An 18,141-nucleotide genomic window follows, 5' to 3' on the forward strand; every position below is an offset into this window, starting at 1 on the left:
TGGACCACGGGCAGCGGCACCAGCTTCGAGCTGGCCGAGGGCACCTATACCGGCGTGCAGGTGCGCAGCACCGATGTGGCAGGCAACGTCAGCGCGCCCGCAGCGCTGGGTCCGGTGACGATCGATGTGACCATCATATCGCCCACCATAGAGCTTGCCAGCGACACTGGCGGTTCGGGCACCGATGGGGTGACGAGCGACGGCACGGTGACGGTCGGCGGGCTCGAACCGGGTGCGACGTTCGAATACAGCACTGACGGCGGAACTACGTGGACGGCGGGTAGCGGCGGCAGCTTCGAGCTGGCCGAGGGCACTTACACCGACGTGCAGGTGCGCAGCATCGACGGGGCAGGCAATGTCAGCACGCCAGCCGCGCTGGGGCCGGTCACGGTGGACACGAGTGTCGCGGCGCTTTCCGCAAGTCTGGCGACCGACAGCGGCGCTTCCCCAAGCGACCGCGTCACCAACGATGCGACCATCGTCATCGGCAATCTGGAAGCCGGGGCGACCTGGCAGTACAGCCTTGATGGCGGCACGACGTGGGCGACCGGTACGGGGACCAGCTTCGAGCTTGTCGATGGGGTCTATACCGGCGTTCAGGTGCGGCAGACCGACCTTGCAGGCAACGTCAGCACAGCGACGACGCTTGCGCCGTTCACGATCGATACGGCGATCGTGCCGCTGAGCGCGGTTCTGGTGAACGACACCGGAGCCAGCGGCAGCGATGGCGTGACCAGCGACGGCACCATTCTTGTCGGCGATCTGGAACCGGGCGCGACATGGCAGTACAGCACGGATGGCGGGGTGACGTGGGTGGCCGGCACCGGTAACAGCTTTGCGCTGGCCGAGGGTGTCTACACCGATGTGCAGGTGCGCCAGACGGATGTCGCGGGCAATGTGAGCACGCCCTTCTCGCTGGGCGCGGTGACGGTGGACAACACCGTGCCGGGGCCGCTGACCATCGCCCTTGTCAACGACACTGGCATCTCGGGAAGTGACCAGATAACCAGCGACGGGCGGGTTACGGTTGGCGGCCTGGAAGATGACGCGAGCTTTGAATACAGTCTTGATGGCGGCGTGACCTGGCAGGTCGGCACCGGCGATGGCTTCACGCTGGCCGAGGGTACATATGCCGATGTGCGGGTGCGCCAGATCGATCTGGCGGGTAACGGCGGCGGCGATGCATCACTGGGGGCGACCCGGGTGGACGCAAGTGCCGCAACTCCTGCAGTGGCGCTGGTGGCGGACACCGGAGCTTCGGGCAGCGATGGCGTGACCAACAACGGCGCAGTCGCGGTCAGCGGGCTGGAGGCCGGAGCGCGGTTCGAATACAGCCTCAACGGCGGCACCACCTGGCTTGCGGGAAGCGGAACCGGCTTCACCCTGGCTGCCGGAACTTACACGGGCGTGCAGGTGCGCCAGATCGATGTGGCCGGCAATGTCAGCGCGGTGGCGCAGCTGGGAACGGTCACGGTGGACACCACCGTCTCGGCTCCGACGCTGGCGCTGGCGGCGGACACGGGTACGTCACCTACGGACCTTGTCACCAGTGACGGCACCGTTGTGGTCGGTGCGCTGGAGGCCGGAGCCAGCTGGGAATACAGCATCGATGGTGGCACGACCTGGCTGGCAGGCACCGGCACGAGCTTCGAGCTTACCGACGGCACCTATGCCAGCGTGCAGGTGCGCCAGACCGACGTCGCAGGCAACGTCAGCACCACGACCTCGCTCGGCCCGATCGTGGTGGAAACGATGGCCGGCGACCTGACGGTCAGCCTGGAGAACGACACCGGCGCGTCTGCGGCGGACGGCGTGACCAACGACGGTACGGTTCTGGTCGGCGCGATCGAGGCTGGCGCGACGTTCCAGTACAGTCTTGATGGCGGCGCCACCTGGCAGGCGGGGACCGGCAGCAGCTTCGAGCTGGCGCCGGGCACTTACACCGACGTGCAGGTGCGACAGGTGGACGGCGCAGGCAACATCGGCGCAGCGACCTCGCTGGGCCGCGTCACGGTCGATACGACGTTGCCGGGCGCCCTGACACCGACGCTGGCGAACGACACCGGCGTTTCGGGCAGCGATCGCATCACCAGCAACGGCGCGGTGACCGTAGGCGGCATCGAGCCCGGTGCCCGCTTCGAATACAGCACCAATGGCGGCGTCACCTGGCAGGCGGGTACCGGGAACGGCTTCACGCTGACGCCGGGAACCTACACCGACGTGCAGGTGCGCCAGACCGATCTCGCGGGCAACCTTGGTCCCGCAACCTCGCTGGGTGCAGTGACGGTGGATGTGACCGTGGCGCCGCTGACGGTGGCGCTGGTCGCGGACACCGGGGTTTCCGGTACAGACCGGATCACCAGCGACGCCACCGTGGCGATCGGCAACCTGGAGGCCGGAGCCACCTGGCAGTACAGCCTGAACGGCGGTGCCAGCTGGGTCAGCGGTACCGGCGGCAGCTTCGAGCTGGCGGACGGCACTTACGCCAACGTGCAGGTGCGCCAGATCGACCGTGCCGGCAACGTCAGCAGCGCGACTGCGCTGGCACCGGTCACGGTCGATACCACGATCGTCGCGCCGACGATCGGGCTGGTCGCCGATACCGGCACGTCCCCGACAGACCGCGTGACGAACGACGCGACGGTGACGGTCGGCGGCATAGAGGCTGGCGCCACATGGCAGTACAGCCTCAATGGCGGCGCGACCTGGCTCGCGGGCAGCGGCGGCAGCTTTGAACTGCCAGAAGGCGTCAATGCCAGCGTGCAGGTGCGCCAGACCGACCTTGCGGGCAACGTCAGCGCCGTGGCGGTGCTGGCCCCGGTCACGGTGGACACCATCATAGCCGCGCCCACCCTGGGTCTGGTGACCGATACCGGCACGTCTGCGACCGATCGCATCACCAGCGACGGCACGGTCGTCATCGGCAATCTGGAAGCGGGCGCCACCTGGCAGTACAGCACTAACGGCGGCACGACCTGGATCAACGGCACCGGCACCAGCTTCGAACTGGCCGAGGGTACGTATTCCAACGTGCAGGTGCGCCAGACGGACCGTGCCGGCAACGTCAGCGCGGTGACATCCATCGGCGCGGTGACGATCGACTTCCCCGATGCGGTCAACGATGTCGCCAGCCTCAACATGGGGGCGCAGACCAGCGTCACCCGCCCGAGCGCGACCGACGGCAGCGTGACGGTGGTGGGCCTGCTGGAATCCGACATCGGCGCGGATGAAACCACCACGATCACCGTGCCGACCGACCGCACCGGATCGGTCCGTATCGAGGTCAGCCAGGCGGCCCTTGTCGCTGTGGCCGATGCGTTCCGCCTCGATGTGATCGATGCGCAGGGCAACGTGGTCTACTCGGCCGTGACGCAGAACTCGCTTGTGGGCGACGTCGCCGGGCTGAACGTGCTTGGCCTGACCGGGGACAACCGGCTTGTCGCTATCGTGGAGGGGCTGCCTCCGGGCGATTACCGCGTCGTCGTGCGCAACGATGAAAGCACGCTGGCGCGGCTGCTGGATACCGATGGCGGCGGCGTGTCCCTGACCGAACTGGGCCAGGCGGGCGTGGTGCTTGGGCCGCAGAATCAGACGCTGGTGCTGGATGCGGTGGAGCAGGCGCTGGGCGGCGGTGTGCTGGGTGCGACTGCGCGTGGCCTGCTGTCGACCACGCTGGGGCTGACGACCAATCTGGGCGTCGGCGGACTGGTGGGGATCCTCACCACCCTGCTCAGCAACCCGCTGATTGGCGCCCCGCAACTGCTTAACTCCGTGCTGGGTGCAGTGTCGAACACGTTGCTCAGCAACACGCTGACCCTGCTGCAGTCGACTTCGGTGACGACGCAGGTCACCGAGTATGAGTACGCCAACGAAACGCTGAGCGGCAACGCCATCCTCGGCAACGCGGCGGGCGGGCGCGATGATCTTGGCGGCGGCGCGGTGATCACGCAGATCACCAACAGCGACGGCACCACGATCGGCCTGCCGGGCAGCGGCACCATCTCCATTGCCGGCGAATACGGCGTCCTCACGATCTCTTCCAGCGGAGCGTACAGCTACGAAGCTTACGGCAACCCCAACTCCGTCGGACGCTCAGACGTCTTCACCTACACGCTGTCCGACGGTGTGGTGTCGGATACGGCGACGATCACCATCGGCCTTCAGGGCACGGCGGTGAGCGCCGGGGACGATGTGGCGTCGGCAGCGGTACGGTGGGTCAACGCGGCCAATAACGAGTTCTTCAACGCCAGCGGCACCATCGTCGGTGTCGTCCTGCCTACGACCTACGACAGCGCCCGGTTCGTCATCGGCAACAATCAGGCGGTGACGGGTTCGGCTACGATCGTGTCCACCGCCACCGTAGCGGGCAACGGCACGCTGCTGGTTCAGGAACTTGTCGGCACCACATGGACCACGGTCAGGAGCGTGAACTACACCGTGCTGGCCGGCGTGCTTGGCGAAGTGGCGCGCATTGACTTGTCCACCCTCGGCCTCGACGCGGGGACGTACAGGGTTCAGGCGACGTTGCGCGGGGTGCTGTCGGCAGTCACCGTCAACACCGACGTCAACGTCACGTATCTGGACCAGTTCGTCCACAACGGGTCCACCAACGCCACAGGCAACATCCTCACCAACGACCACCCCGGTTCGCTGCTGACGGAACTGGAGGTCTATAACCGCGCCACCGGCACATACCGCGATGTCGATATCGGCAACCCCGTCACGGTGAACGGGCTTTACGGCGCGCTTACGCTGAATGCGGACGGCAGCTATGTCTATCGGCCCTTCGACACGTTGCCGTACTTCAACACGCCGCGGGTCGACTCCTTCGATTATCATCTGGTCCATCCGTCGGGCCAGGTGGCCGAGGGAACGCTGGACGTCACGGTGCGGCCGAACGGAGCGGGCGTGACCAGCACGTTCCAGGCTTCGGCCTTCAGTGCCGAAACCGGCGGACTGGAAACCGACAGCGTGCACATCGACAGCCTGCTGGCGACGGCATCTGCCGATGAGCATGCCGCGCCGACCGCAAGAAGCGCCCCTGAACCGACGGGCATTACCGTCTACGACATGTTCGAAGGTCAGGGCACGCTTGAAAGCGTTCTCGACAACTACCTGAAAACCAGCCAGTCGCATGAAGATCACGGCACAAGTGCGGTGCCTAACCCAGCTAACGACGCATCGGACACGAGTATCGCTGCGGTACCCGAAGCAGATCCGCTGGGGTATCTCGTCCTACATCCGAATGATCCCAACGCAGATCAGTGGCATAACCAGTCTTTAATTTAGTAGAGGCTGACTGGAATATAGGGGTTTACCTTTAAGGTAAGCCCCTGCATTCTAGGGAAATTGATCGATCGTCCGGTATCGGGCGGCAGGAGGATTATGCGGCGGCAAGGGCGGGGCCGAGGAGCCACGTACTGGTTCTCATGTCTGATGCTGGTCGCGGGGGCCGGGGTGCCTTACATCGTCGGGGCGCAGACCATCGCCCCGAACGGGCCGCTGACGCTGGAAGATGCGGCACGCCGCGCGGTGGAATGGCACCCTTCGGTGCAGCAAGCGATAGCCCAGCTCAAGGCGCGCGGGTCCGACGTCGATGTTGCCAAAGCCGGCTATCGGCCCGAGATCAACGTCGGCACAAGCGCCGGTTATGACAACCTGACCGGATCGCGCTGGCGGCCACGCGCCAACATCTCCGCCACCCAGATGCTCTACGATTTCGGCAAGGTGTCCAGCACCGTGGCGATTGCCAAGGCGGGCACGCGGATCAGCGCCGCCGAAGTGCTGCTGGCCGTCGACGGTCTGGTGCGCGACACCAGCTATGCCATCATCGAGATCCAGCGTAACGCGGCGCTGCACCAGATCGCGATGGAGCAGATCGAGACCATCCGCGGCATCAGCCAGCTGGTCGATCAGCGGTTCCAGCGCGGCGCCGCCACACGCTCGGATGCGATCCAGGCGGTCGCCCGCGTGCAGTCCGCGCAGGCCACGATGGAGCAGATCGAGGCCGAGCAGCGGCGGTGGAACAGCAATCTTGCCCACCTTCTGGGGCAGGTCACGGCTCCAGCGGTTTCGACGGACATGCCCGAGCGGCTGCTTCACGCCTGCGAACAGGGCGAGCCGGACTGGGACAACATTCCTGCGATGATGCAGATCGCCGGTGCACGGGATCAGGCGAAGGCTGAACTGGACCTCAGCCGCGCGGAAGGGCTGCCTACCGTTTCGGTCGGCGCAGGGGCTTCCGGCGACGTCAACGATCCGTTCTCCCGCCGGGCCGAATACAACTTCGGCCTCAACGTCTCTCATTCGCTTTACCGTGGCGGGGCCAACCGGGCGCGCACGCAGGGAGCGGCCTATTCGCTGGGCGCGGCGGATGCCGCCGAAGCGGGCGTCCGCAATGAAGTCAGCCGGCAACTGTCGGAAGCGCAGCGGCAGGTGGACAGCCTGGGACAGGTCGTCACCACTTTGTCGGCGCGGCAGGACAGCATGCAGGAGACCGGAATGCTCTATCGCCTCCAGTACCTCGAAATGGGTACGCGCACTCTGGTGGACCTGCTCAACGCCCAGCAGGAACTGCATCAGGTGCGTTTTCAGCTTGCCAACGTCCGGCATGACCTGCGCCGGCTGAACATCGATTGCCTGTTCACCGCCGGGCAGGAGCGCGACGCCTTCCGCCTCAGCGGCATGGTCGTGGAAGGGGTGGCCCTGTGAGCGGCGCGGATAAAGCCGGCTTGAGCGAAGCGAATGGAACAGGCGCAAGCGAAGCGGATGAAATAGTCCTTAGCGAAGCGGATAAGAAGGACGCCGACTTCCGCGTCGATGCCTGGCTTGAGGCGTTCCGGCATGTCGCGCAGCATTACCGTATCCCCGTGTCGGCGCAGAACGCGCGTATCGCCGGGCTATGGGCCACGGACAAGGGCGACGAGGAGCGCATCCGCAATCTGGCGCGCGGCACGGGCCTGCGCGTGCGGATCGCGGCGGTGGACGGCTTTGCGATGACCAGCGGGCGGCTGCCCGTAATCGCCCAGCTGGCCAGCGGCGACCTGGCTGTCATCACCGCGATCAGTCTGGAGAACGACGCGGCGGTGATCGTCACGGGCGAGGGTGGGCTGCCCAACGCACTGTCGCTCGACGAGGTCGTCCGGCAGGCGGTGCGCTTCGTGATTGCGCGTCCCTCGCGCGCGGCGCCCGATGCCCGCGTCGATACCTACATCCGGCCCTATCAGGAACACTGGCTGCGTCGCACCCTGCTCAAGGATGCGCGTTCCTACACGCACGTCGCGCTGGCGTCGCTCATCACCAACCTGCTGGGTCTGGGCACCGTGCTGTTCTCCATGCAGGTCTACGACCGGGTGGTCCCGGCGGAATCCTACCCTACGCTCTACGTTCTGTTCATCGGCGTGATGATGGCGATCGTGTTCGATTTCATCCTGCGTCGCCTGCGCATGAGCATCATCGACGTGCTGGGCAAGCGCGCTGACCTGCGCGTGTCCGATCAGGTGTTCGGCCACGCCATTCGCGTCCGCAACCGCGACCGCCCGGCGTCCACCGGCACCTTCATTGCCCAGCTGCGCGATCTGGAGCAGGTGCGCGAACTGCTGACCTCCACCACGGTAGCGGCGCTGGTGGACCTGCCGTTCTTCTTCCTGTTCCTGGTGATCTTCTGGTTCATCGCCGGTTCGCTGATGCTGGTGCCGCTCGCGGGCCTGTTCCTGCTGATCGTGCCAGGCGTGCTGGCGCAGTCCCGCCTGCGCAGCTACGCCACCGAAGCCATGCGCGAATCCTCGCTGCGCAACGCCATGCTGGTGGAGGCGGTGCAGCGCTTGGGCGACATAAAAACGCTGCAGGCCGAAAGCCGGTTCCAGCAGCAGTGGAACCACTTCAACGCGGTGGCTGGTGAAGCGCAGCTCAAGCTGCGGGGCCTGACCAACGGGCTGACCGTATGGACCCAGAATGTCCAGAACATCGCCTATGCCGCCGTGATCTTCTTCGGTGCGCCGATGGTCATGAATGGAGACATGACAACCGGCGCGCTCGTCGCGGCCTCCATCCTCGGTTCGCGGATGATGGCACCGCTGTCGCAGATCACGCAGGTGCTCAGCCGGTTCCAGCAGGCAAAGGTCGGGATGAAGAGCATCGACCAGATCATGGCGCTGCCGGTCGACAACCCGGATGACGAACACCGCATCCAGGTGCCCTCGATTGCGGGCAACTTCGCACTGCGCTCCGCCGTGTTCCGCTATGGCGACGCCAATTCGGCGCCGGCGCTCAGCGTCAACGACCTGCAGATCGCCGCCGGTGAGAAGGTGGCGCTGCTGGGCCGGAACGGAGCCGGAAAGTCCACGCTGTTGCAAGGCCTGTCGGGCCTTCTCCATCCCGCATCGGGCGAAGTGCTGCTGGACGATCTGGCGCTTCACCAGATCGACCCCGGCGACGTTCGGCGCGACGTTGGCCTACTGACGCAGAACAGCCGCCTTTTTCACGGCACCCTGCGCGACAATCTGACGCTGGGCGCGCCGCAGGCCTCTACCGACGAACTGGTGGAGGTACTGACCATGGTCGGCGCCGACGAGTTCATCCGCCGCACGCAGGCTGGGCTGGAATACGTTGTGCAGGAAGGGGGAGAGGGGCTGTCAGGCGGGCAGGTCCAGTCGCTGCTGCTGGCGCGGCTGCTGATCCGCCAGCCCTCTGTCGTCTTGCTGGACGAGCCGACCGCGTCGATGGACGATGCCACCGAGCGCCAGTTCATTGACCGCTTCAAGACGTGGAGCGCCGATCGCACGGTCGTCATCGCCACGCACCGGCTGCGCGTCCTTGACCTCGTGGACCGGGTGATCGTGATCCACAATGGGCTCGTCACGCTGGATCAAAGCAAGGAGGAGGCGCTGCGAACCATGCAGGGCAAGGGGAGAGCAGCGTGAGCACCTGGGCGGACAGCGAGGACTGGCTCTTCGGCGAAGAAAAGGACAAGCGTTTCACGCTGGCCACGCGGATGATCTGGGCGGTCGCCGCGCTGTTCGTGGCGGGGTTCGTCTGGGCATGGTTCGGCGAACTGGACGAAGTGGCGAGCGGCACCGGCCGCGTCGTTCCGACATCGCGCGAACAGGTGATCCAGTCGCTGGAGGGCGGCATCCTGGCCAAGATGTTCGTGCGCCAGGACGACATCGTGGAGCCGGGACAGGTGATCGCGCAACTCGATCCCACGCAGGCCGGATCGACGGTGGAGGAAAGTGCCGCCAAGTATCACGCGGGGCTTGCCGCCGCCGCCCGCCTGCGCGCCGAGATCAACCGCACGCCCATCACTTTCCCCTCGGAACTGGACGATTATCCCGAGTTGAAGGCCAACGAAACCCGGCTTTACGAGGACCGGCGGCGAAGCCTTTCCAGCGCGCTCGCGCTTGTCGAGGAATCGCTGGCGCTCATCCAGAAGGAAGTCACGATCGGCGAATCGCTCATCGAAGTGGGCGCCGCCAGCAGCGTCGAGGTCATCCGCCTCAAGCGCCAGCGCGCCGATCTGGAGCTGAAGAAGAACGAACTGCGCTCTCAATATGTGGTTGAGGCGCAGCAGGATCTGGCGAAGGTCAACGAGGAAGTGACGGCGCTGGCACCGGTTGTGCGCGGTCGGTCCGATACCCTGAAACGCCTGACGCTGCATTCGCCGGTGCACGGCGTCGTCAAGAGCATCGAGGTGTCCACCGTCGGCGGCGTCATCCCGCCCAACGGCGAAGTCATGCAGATCATCCCGCTGGGCGACCAGTTGCTGATAGAGGCGCGCATGTCGCCTCGCGACATCGCGTTCATCCACCCCGGCCAGAGGGCCACCGTAAAGGTGACTGCCTACGACTATGCCATCTATGGCGGCCTGGAAGGCAAGGTCGCGACGATCTCTCCCGACACCATCCGTGACGAAGTGAAGCCTGAAATCTACTACTACCGGGTGTTCATTCGCACCACTTCGGACTCGCTCGTCAACAAGGCTGGCAAGCGGTTGCCCATCGTGCCGGGCATGATCGCCACGGTCGATGTGCATACGGGTTCGAAAACGGTGATGGAGTATCTGCTGAAGCCCTTCAACCGGGCACGCGAAGCCCTGCGAGAACGGTGAGTTCGAACGTGATATTCTTTCCGGTCAACGCAAATACATTCTAAATGGTTGTTTTTACTTAGGGGAAAATCCTGAAAAATAAATATGTTGTTAACGCCTGAAGCACAGGCTGAACCTTCGACGAAACGAAAGTGGCGTAACCCCCCTATGCCCTCCGCCAAGTCAAACGACCTCGATTTCAATGTTTCGCCCTCATCCCTGAGGACGGTGAAATCCCTTGCATCGGCCGCTCATGGCCGCAGCATCGAAGACCGCCAGCTCGTGGAATATGCGCGGCAGCTTCTGCAGGCCCGCAAGAAATTTGCCGCGCTCAGTCCCAAGGGGCTGTTCCGCGATTCCGCCTGGGACATGATGCTTGAGTTGTTCATCTCGGGCGAGGAGGGCGGCATCCTCTACGTCAAGCAGATGATGATCGCTTCGGGCGAATCCCCTGCTGCTGCGATGCGCCGGATCGACCGTCTGGACGATGCGGAATTCATCCGGCGCACTCCCGATGCGCTGGACCAGCGCCGGGTGATCGTCCGCCTGACGGAGCGGGGGCGCAGCGCCATGCTGGCGATGCTCAAGCACGTCTACGACCCGCCGCCGGCTGCCACACCGATCGCGTTCAATCCCCGCCGCTGATCAGATAGAACCGCTTCGGTGCCTTATCCGGCGGGCTGATGCCACGCGGCCAGCGCCTGTTCCAGATCGGCGATGAGGTCGCCCGGATCTTCCAGTCCTATCGACAGGCGCACGCCGTGCTGGCTCCCTTCGTGCGAGGGGGCGGGCGGCCATTTCATCGTGCTGCGATGGATGGACGGGTTGATGGGGATGGCCAGACTTTCGAACCCACCCCACGAATAGCCGATGCCGAACAGCGTCAGCGCATCGATGAAGCGGTTTCGCGCGGCGGCGTCGCTCCCCTTGAACACGAAGCTGAACAGCCCGCAGCCGCCGGTGAAGTCCCGCTTCCACAAGTCGTGGCCGGGGGCGCCGGGCAGCATCGGGCACAGCACCTGTGCGATCTCGGGCCGGGCGGACAGCCACTGCGCCACGGCCAGCGCGCTTTGCGCTTCGTGCGCCAGCCGCAGATGCAGCGTGCGCAGTCCACGCAGGGCCAGCGCGGCATCGTCAGGCGAGATGACGTTGCCCAGCTGCTGCGCCCGGTCGCGCAGCCTGGCATAGAGTTCTGGGCCGGCGCTGGCGCTGCCCATCATCAGGTCGGAATGGCCGCCGACGTGCTTGGTCAGGGCCATCAGCGTGATGTCGATCCCGTGCGTCAGTCCGGCAAAGCCCAGCGGACTGGCCCAAGTGTTGTCGAGCATCGACACGGCGCCCTTTTCGCCCGCGATGCGGGCAAGGGCGGGCAGGTCGCATACTTCCATCGACAGGCTGCCCGGCGCCTCCAGCAGCACCGCGCGGGTGCGCTCGCAGAAGGCGGCTTCGTAGGCCGCAATGTCCAGCGGGTCGAAGAAGCGCGGTTCGATGCCGAAGTCGCGCAGCAAGCCCGTGCCCATGGAGCGCGTCGGGTCATAGGCGTTGTCGCTGATGAGCACGACGTCGCCAGGCCGCAGAACCGTCAGCATGGCCCCGGCGATTGCGGCCACGCCCGAAGGATAGAGCACCGTACCCGCTGCGCCCGGTTCAAGCGCCGTCAGGGCATCGGCCAGCGCCCACTGCGTCGGCGCGCCCCGGCGGCCGTAGAAAAACCGCCCGTCCTCGTTGGTGCGCGGCCCCTGCGCCAGTGCGGCAGTGTCTGCGTAGAGGTGAGTGCTGGCGCGCCAGACGGGCGGATTGACCACTGGCCCCGTCCACTCCGGCCGCCGCCCGGCCCCTACGATGCGGGTTGCGGATTGAAGGTCTTCGGGGGACTTGCTGCTGGTCAATGTCATCTCCGCGCGGATCGTTTGGGCCTTGCGCAGGATGCTTTAGGCGATCCGGGCGCGGTAGGGGAAGAGGCCCTGAGGCGGGTTCAGCCCGCGCGTTGCAACGGGGCCGGGCTGACGGGATAGGCGCGTGCTGCCTCCACCTCGCGGGCGCCAAGGTCACGATGTTCGCGCGGGCCGGTATCGAGCCGCAGCGGTGCCAGCGCCTCTCCGCCTGTAAGACCCACGGTGAACACGCGGCGCACGGCAATGTCGCCCGCGAGCAGGCAGATGCGGACAAGCGGGACGAACAGCGAGGCAGTGGCCTGCCGCACGGGCCGAATGGCGCTGAGCGGCAACTGGATTTCGCCGCTCAGGGTGATGCTTTCACCGGCTGCCAGCGCAGGCAGGGGCTTGAGATGGGTCAGGGCTTCCAACGCGGGCGCAAGCTGGTCTTCCGGTGCGATTGCACCATGTGCGCCTATCATGTCGCCCACCAGGTGGCCGGCGGGCAGATCTTCGGTTGCGGTCACGGTCAGCCGGTACTGCAGCGTCGCATAGACCAGCGACAGACGCAGGCCCACCGGCTCGAACGCCAGATGGGCCGTTTCCGGTGCGGGAGCGGGTGTCGGGGCGGGGCCGGGGGGCGTCGCAACTGCAGGGACTGGGGCGGGTTCCTCCGCGCGATCCGCCTTTGCCGGTGTGACTTCGAGGGGAGCCTCCACGTCCTCGGCATGGCGGCGGCGAAGCAGCGCGATTGCGCCTGCGGCAAGGACGAGCAGAGCAACCGGAACAGCCCACCACCAGGTCGGCCAGCCGCTCGCATCGACTTGCGCCGCAGGAGCGGCCGCGACGGGAGGGGTCACAGTCGGAAGCGCTGCCGGGGGCACGGCGGAAACCGTCGGTTCCGGCGTTGGCGGGGTAGTCTCCTGCACCGGCGGCGTCGTATTGGCAGACGGCTGCGCCGCTGGCGATGCAATCGGACGCGGCGTTGGCGATGGGGCTGTGACCGGCGGCGTCGCGGATCGCGCTGGCGTGGGCCGTGGAGACGGTGCTGATGTCGGAGCCGGGGAAGGGCGCTGGCGGGCTGGCGACGCGCTCATCGAAGGGGCTGCAGTCGGGGGAGGGGGCGCAGGCACGATCACCGGCGGCGGCGTCGCTCTGCGCGGTTGCACTACCGGGTTCTGTGCGTCGACTGGTCCCTGATTGCGGGGCGTCGCGGTCGTCGTCGGCTCAGGCAGGCTCCAGGTGCCGCCGCCCTGCGCTGATTGCGCGTGCGCCGGAACGGCGGCCAAGAACAGCGCCACCGCAATGACGCGCGCCGGAATGATGTCGTAGCCCCTCATGATCTTCCAGATTTCGCCCTGCTTCGTGTGAACAGCGCGTTAATGCTTATCCCGCGCTTGGCAAGGGCGCGACGAGGCGTGGTGTGCCTGCGTTGCGGATGGGGTTGTCGTTCCTGCACTTGCATCGATGCGATTGTGAAGGCATGGCCGGGGCCATGACCGATACCCCCAACTCCCCTTCGATGCCCCTGCACCTGGGCCAGCAGAGTGCTCTGCCGGCTTCGCCCGAACAGGCGGTGCTGGATTACGTGCCCAACCCGCGCGTCGGATCGCTGTATCTGGTGCGCTTTGCCGCGCCCGAGTTCACATCGCTTTGCCCTGTCACAGGGCAGCCGGATTTCGCACATCTGGTGATCGACTATGCGCCGGGCGAGAGCATCGTCGAATCGAAAAGCCTCAAGCTGTTCCTTGGTTCGTTCCGCAACCACGCGGGCTTCCACGAGGATGTGACGGTCGGCATCGGCCAGCGCCTGTTCGACGAGATGAAGCCGAGGTGGCTGCGCATCGGCGGTTACTGGTATCCGCGCGGCGGTATCCCGATCGACGTGTTCTGGCAGTCCGATGCGCCGCCGGCGGGGCTATGGGTGCCCGATCAGGGCGTCCAGAGCTACCGCGGCCGGGGCTGATCTAGAAGCCCGCGCTGGCGAACTGGGCGCCGTTAACGCGGGTAAGATCGATGGTGCTCTTGCCGATGGAGGCCATCTGCCGGCTCGTCAGGCACTGGGCATAGACGGTCGGCGCCTCTGCCTTGCGTGCGGCTTCGGTGTCCAGCGCCTGGTCCAGCCCGGCGTTGCACTGATTACGCGTATCATAGGTCTGCACCGGCGTCTCCAGACGCTGGCAGGCCGTGCCGTCGTCCGAACAGGCGAACAGGGCAAGGGCGTAAAGGGTTGCGCTCATGGTGGCAGTCTCCTTTCAGTAAGAGAACGGCCCGGCGCAGGCATGTATCCCGGATTTCCGGCAGAAAAACAAATCCGCGCCGATTGAATCCGCGCTGGAACCAATCCCGCCGCAATGCGTAGTATGCGGCTCATGGACCAGACCAAAGCCAAGCTCATCATCCGCGAGGCGACTGTCGCCGACGCTGCCGCGATCGCCCGCCTGTCCGTCAAGGTCTATGGCAAGGCCGACGCTTTCACCCGGGCGGAAATCCGCGGGCAGGTGATCAACTTCCCCGAAGGCCAGTTCGTGGCCGAGTACGAAGGCAAGGTCGTCGGCCATTGCGCGACGATGATTGTCACCTCGGATCTGGCGTTCAAGCCGCACACCTGGGAAGAAATCAGCAATGGCGGTTATGGCCGCCCGCCCGCGCCCGAGGGCGACGTGCTGTACGGGTTCGAGGTCTGCGTGGACCCGGAATACCGCCGGCTGCGCATCGGCCAGCGCCTGTACCGCAAGCGGCGCGAGGTGTGCCAGTATTTCGAGCTGAAGGGCATCGCCTTCGCCGGCCGGATGCCCGGGTATTACCGCCGCAAGCGCGCCTACCCCGATCCGGCGGACTACGTGCAGGCAGTGCGCGAGAAGAAGATCCGCGATCAGGTCATCAACTTCCAGATGAACGAGGGCTACGAGCCGCGCGGCATCCTGCCCGACTACATCCCAACCGACCGCGAAAGCGGCGGCAACGCGGTCCTGATGTACTGGACCAACCCGTTGGCGCCGCTCGACACCGGCAAGGCCGTGCCCGGCCTGAAGGAGCGGGTGCCTTCCACCGTGCGCGTGGCGACGGTGCAGTTCCAGATGCGCAAGATTTCCACCATCGACGAGTTCGAGGCTCAGGTGGAATACTGGATCGACGTCGCCGCCGATTACGAGAGCGACTTCGTGGCGTTTCCCGAACTGTTCACGCTTGAACTGCTCTCCATCGAAGAGACGAAGCTGCAGCCGGTCGAGGCGATCGAGAAGATCGCCGAATACACCGAACGCTTCGTGGAGTTCATGCAGCGCATGGCGGTCAGCTACAATGTCAACATCATCGGCGGATCGCACCCCACCCGCGTGAAGCTGCGCGGCGGCAAGAGCGAAATTCGCAACATCGCCTATACCTTCCTGCGCGACGGAGCCGTGCACGAAACGCAGAAGCTGCATCCCACCCCGTCGGAACGGCGCTGGTGGAACATCAAGGGCGGTTTTGGCGCCAACGTCATCCCTACCGACTGCGGGCCGATCGGGGTGATGATCTGCTACGACAGCGAGTTTCCCGAACTGGCCCGCCACCTCGTCAACCAGGGCGCGCTGATGCTGTTCGTGCCGTTCTGCACCGACGAGCGGCGCGGGTATTTGCGGGTTCGTTATTGCGCGCAGGCCCGCGCGGTGGAGAACCAGTGCTACGTCGTTACGTCCGGCGTCGTGGGCAACCTGCCCAATGTCGAGAACATGGACGTCCACTACGCCGAAAGTGCGATCCTGACGCCGTCCGACTTCCCCTTCGCGCGCGATGGCGTGGCAGCGGATACGGCGCCCAACACCGAGACGATCGCAATTTCCGACCTCAGTCTGGATGCGCTGCTTACGGCACGCCAGTCAGGCGCGGTGCAGAACCTCAAAGACCGCCGCTTCGACCTCTACCGCGTCGAGTGGGCGCAGCACTGAGGGATCAGGCCGCTTCCGCCAACGGTTCGGAAGCGGCAGTTCGGCAATGTTCGGACAGGCGGTCGCGCAGCCAGACGGCGGCAGGGTCGCGGTGGCTGCGTTCGTGCCACAACAGCCAGTAGTCGAGGTGGCCCAGCGCATCAGGCGCGGCGCGCACGGCAAGACCCTGGGCATTGTCGCCGTGAGCCATCAGGCGCGAAGGCACGGCCATCACCATGTCGCCCGCCCGCAGCATGTCGGGGGCCAGCCCGAAATAGGGCACGCTGGCGGCGATCCGGCGCTTCCTGCCACCGTAGAGCGTCACCCGGTCGAGTTCCGCATCGCTGACGGTCAGGCTGAGGTGCTCATGTTCGAGGAACCGTTCGAGCGACAGGTCTTCCACTTGCGTCAGCGGATGATCGGGCCGGGTGACGCAGACGAACCGGTCGCGGAACAGGTGCAAGCCGTGTAGTTGCGACGGGTCGTGCTCCAGCCCGGAAACGGCAAGGTCGATGTCGCCCTGCGCCAGTGCGCGGTGCGCGGCGTGAGTGAGCGGCAGGATGTCGATCGAGATGCCCGGCGCCGCTTTGCGCAAGGCAGGCAAAGCGGGCAGCAGCACCGCAAGAACACCGAAATCGGTGGAGGCGACGCGGAACCGGCGCTCCACGTCTTTGGGGTCGAAGGTGTTCTCCACCAGCAACGCGGATGTGGAGGCGACCCATTCCGCCAGCTTGCCGACCAGTTCGTCGCCGCGCCGGGTCCGCACCATGCCCGCGCCCGAACGCAGCAGCAGCGGATCGTTCAGCGCATTACGCAGCTTGGCTAGCGAACGGCTGACGCTGGGCTGGCTGATACCCAGCACCAGCGCAGTGCTGCTGACGCTCTTGGTCTTGAGGAGGAAGGCCAGGACGAGCAGGAGGTTGGGGGACAGTGGTGGTAACATTGCGATGCAGTCGCAATATCAACAATCCTGCAACTGCGCCACGAGCCAATCCTTACAAAGTGTTGCCTGAAACGGGTTTGGCTCTCCGATCAGGTTGTTCCATCCACCGCCGTGCGCCCAAGGCTCGGGTCATCGGTGAAGAAGGAGTCGATGCCGGTCGCCACCAGACGGCGAATCAGTTCGACGCAGCCCCGGTCATGGCGCGCATTCTCGCCGCCCGGCCCCTGCAGGTCGGTCGGCAGAAAGCGGTTTTCCGGCCGCACCGTCCAGGTGGAGACGAGCAGTCCGGCCGCATGCGCATCGCGCACCAGCGTGGTCGGCTTGCCCAGCGCACCGGGCTTTCCGGCGGCATCGACGAACGGAATGATCCCCTGCATCGAGGGGGAAATCCAGTCGGCGTAGGTCTTCACCTCGGCAAGACCTGCCGGGGTGTGCATCCGGTTGTAAGTCAGCGTTCCCCCCGCTGCCGCCACGTCGGGCGGGATCATCTCGGTCGGTTCGGTCAACTGCAGAAGCTGCAGCTTGGGGTAAGCGCCGATGCGAGGCCGCAGCCACTTGAGGTTGGCCACTTCGAAGCTCTGCACGATGACGGCGGCGGTGGACAGGTAATGGCTCTTCGCCACCCGATCCAGAAAGCGCTGCTCCTGCGGCAGGCCGATTTTTGTGAAATAAGTGGAGTGCTTGATCTCGGGGATCAGGCCGATGGTCCGTCCGCGCGCGGCGGATTCGGCGGCGACGAAATCGGCGATCTCCTCCAGCGTGAGCAGCTGGAACTGCCCGTCGTAGCCACGGCTTTCGGGCCGCATCACACCAAGGCGTTCGATGGCGCGCAGGGTCTTGATCTCTGCCAGCGTGAAGTCTTCGGTGAACCATCCGGTGACGGTTTCTCCGTCGATCACCTTGGTGGTGCGCCGATCTGCGAACTCGGCGTGGTGGGCGACGTCCGTGGTGTCGGCGATGTTGTTCTCATGCCGGGCGATGAGCGCGCCGTCCCGCGTCGAGACGAGGTCGGGCTCCACGAAATCCGCACCCTGCTGGATCGCCTTGGCGTAGGAAGCGAGGGTATGTTCGGGCCGTAGCGCAGAGCAGCCGCGATGACCGATGACGAGCGGTTTCCTGAGCCCGGCTTGCCCGCCCGGCGCAGCCACGGCCTGGGGGGCAGTGGCAACGGACACTCCTGCTGCGGCAGCCGAAATCCCTCCGGCGCGGATCACGCCGCGGCGGGAAAGGGACGTATTCATCATGCTCGCAGCCTCGGTCATGGCTCATCTTTCAATATGTTGATCGCTAAAGAAAATTGCTCGTCGCCGGTAAGAAATCTTGATGACA

Annotated in this window: 12 protein-coding genes; 7 read left to right on the top strand and 5 right to left on the bottom strand. The window is 65.6% G+C overall.

The features are described from left to right. The 5 genes from GGR40_RS09480 to GGR40_RS09500 form a co-directional block, all read left to right on the top strand. Window positions 1-5,289 (top strand): beta strand repeat-containing protein (locus tag GGR40_RS09480; protein ID WP_429275991.1); only part of this gene is annotated, 5,289 nt, incomplete at its 5' end. Window positions 5,290-5,436: 147 nt separating this feature from the next. Continuing rightward, window positions 5,437-6,711, top strand: a complete 1,275-nt coding sequence (locus GGR40_RS09485; RefSeq protein ID WP_429275992.1) for a TolC family protein — start codon at window positions 5,437-5,439, stop codon at window positions 6,709-6,711. Window positions 6,712-6,731: 20 nt separating this feature from the next. Continuing rightward, window positions 6,732-8,921, top strand: a complete 2,190-nt coding sequence (locus GGR40_RS09490; RefSeq protein WP_429275993.1) for a type I secretion system permease/ATPase — start codon at window positions 6,732-6,734, stop codon at window positions 8,919-8,921. Beyond that, window positions 8,918-10,105, top strand: coding sequence for an HlyD family efflux transporter periplasmic adaptor subunit (locus GGR40_RS09495; protein WP_429275994.1), 1,188 nt, complete (start codon window positions 8,918-8,920; stop codon window positions 10,103-10,105). The genes GGR40_RS09490 and GGR40_RS09495 overlap by 4 nt, the downstream gene beginning before the upstream one ends. Before the next feature lie 207 nt (window positions 10,106-10,312). Next, window positions 10,313-10,729, top strand: coding sequence for a MarR family transcriptional regulator (locus tag GGR40_RS09500; protein WP_429275995.1), 417 nt, complete (start codon window positions 10,313-10,315; stop codon window positions 10,727-10,729). Between the two features lie 23 nt (window positions 10,730-10,752). On the opposite strand, the gene metC is transcribed toward GGR40_RS09500, so the two are convergent. Continuing rightward, window positions 10,753-11,979 (bottom strand): cystathionine beta-lyase, encoded by a 1,227-nt coding sequence (metC, locus tag GGR40_RS09505; RefSeq protein WP_429275996.1) that lies wholly within the window; start codon window positions 11,977-11,979, stop codon window positions 10,753-10,755. A gap of 80 nt (window positions 11,980-12,059) precedes the next feature. Continuing rightward, entirely contained in the window at window positions 12,060-12,818 is a 759-nt protein-coding gene (locus GGR40_RS09510; RefSeq protein WP_429275997.1) for a hypothetical protein, read from the bottom strand. Window positions 12,819-13,453: 635 nt separating this feature from the next. On the opposite strand from GGR40_RS09510, the gene queF reads away from it, so the two are divergent. Further along, entirely contained in the window at window positions 13,454-13,924 is a 471-nt protein-coding gene (gene queF, locus GGR40_RS09515; RefSeq protein ID WP_429275998.1) for a preQ(1) synthase, read from the top strand. 1 nt (window position 13,925) lies between these two features. Here queF and GGR40_RS09520 read toward each other — a convergent pair whose 3' ends face one another. Beyond that, a complete protein-coding gene (locus GGR40_RS09520) occupies window positions 13,926-14,198 on the bottom strand; it encodes a hypothetical protein (RefSeq protein WP_429275999.1) in 273 nt (90 codons plus the stop codon). Window positions 14,199-14,330: 132 nt separating this feature from the next. Here GGR40_RS09520 and GGR40_RS09525 point away from each other — a divergent pair, with 132 nt between their 5' ends. Continuing rightward, complete coding sequence (locus tag GGR40_RS09525) at window positions 14,331-15,890, top strand: carbon-nitrogen hydrolase family protein (protein ID WP_429276000.1); 1,560 nt, start codon at window positions 14,331-14,333, stop codon at window positions 15,888-15,890. Between the two features lie 4 nt (window positions 15,891-15,894). On the opposite strand, the gene GGR40_RS09530 is transcribed toward GGR40_RS09525, so the two are convergent. Beyond that, a complete protein-coding gene (locus GGR40_RS09530) occupies window positions 15,895-16,812 on the bottom strand; it encodes a LysR family transcriptional regulator (protein WP_429276001.1) in 918 nt (305 codons plus the stop codon). Between the two features lie 89 nt (window positions 16,813-16,901). Continuing rightward, the gene (locus GGR40_RS09535) at window positions 16,902-18,056 is read right to left on the bottom strand and encodes a glycerophosphodiester phosphodiesterase family protein (protein WP_429276002.1); all 1,155 of its coding nucleotides are present in this window, start codon (window positions 18,054-18,056) and stop codon (window positions 16,902-16,904) included. Between the last annotated feature and the right edge of the window lie 85 nt (window positions 18,057-18,141).

Source organism: Novosphingobium gossypii (assembly GCF_050433305.1).
Taxonomy (GTDB): domain Bacteria; phylum Pseudomonadota; class Alphaproteobacteria; order Sphingomonadales; family Sphingomonadaceae; genus Novosphingobium; species Novosphingobium gossypii.

Excerpts from the sequence above, each read along its gene's own strand:
- GGR40_RS09485 (WP_429275992.1), top strand. The coding sequence starts at position 5,437 with ATGCTGGTCGCGGGGGCCGGGGTGCCTTACATCGTCGGGGCGCAGACC.
- metC (WP_429275996.1), bottom strand. The coding sequence starts at position 11,979 with ATGACATTGACCAGCAGCAAGTCCCCCGAAGACCTTCAATCCGCAACC.
- queF (WP_429275998.1), top strand. The coding sequence starts at position 13,454 with ATGACCGATACCCCCAACTCCCCTTCGATGCCCCTGCACCTGGGCCAG.
- GGR40_RS09520 (WP_429275999.1), bottom strand. The coding sequence starts at position 14,198 with ATGAGCGCAACCCTTTACGCCCTTGCCCTGTTCGCCTGTTCGGACGAC.
- GGR40_RS09525 (WP_429276000.1), top strand. The coding sequence starts at position 14,331 with ATGGACCAGACCAAAGCCAAGCTCATCATCCGCGAGGCGACTGTCGCC.
- GGR40_RS09530 (WP_429276001.1), bottom strand. The coding sequence starts at position 16,812 with ATGTTACCACCACTGTCCCCCAACCTCCTGCTCGTCCTGGCCTTCCTC.
- GGR40_RS09535 (WP_429276002.1), bottom strand. The coding sequence starts at position 18,056 with ATGATGAATACGTCCCTTTCCCGCCGCGGCGTGATCCGCGCCGGAGGG.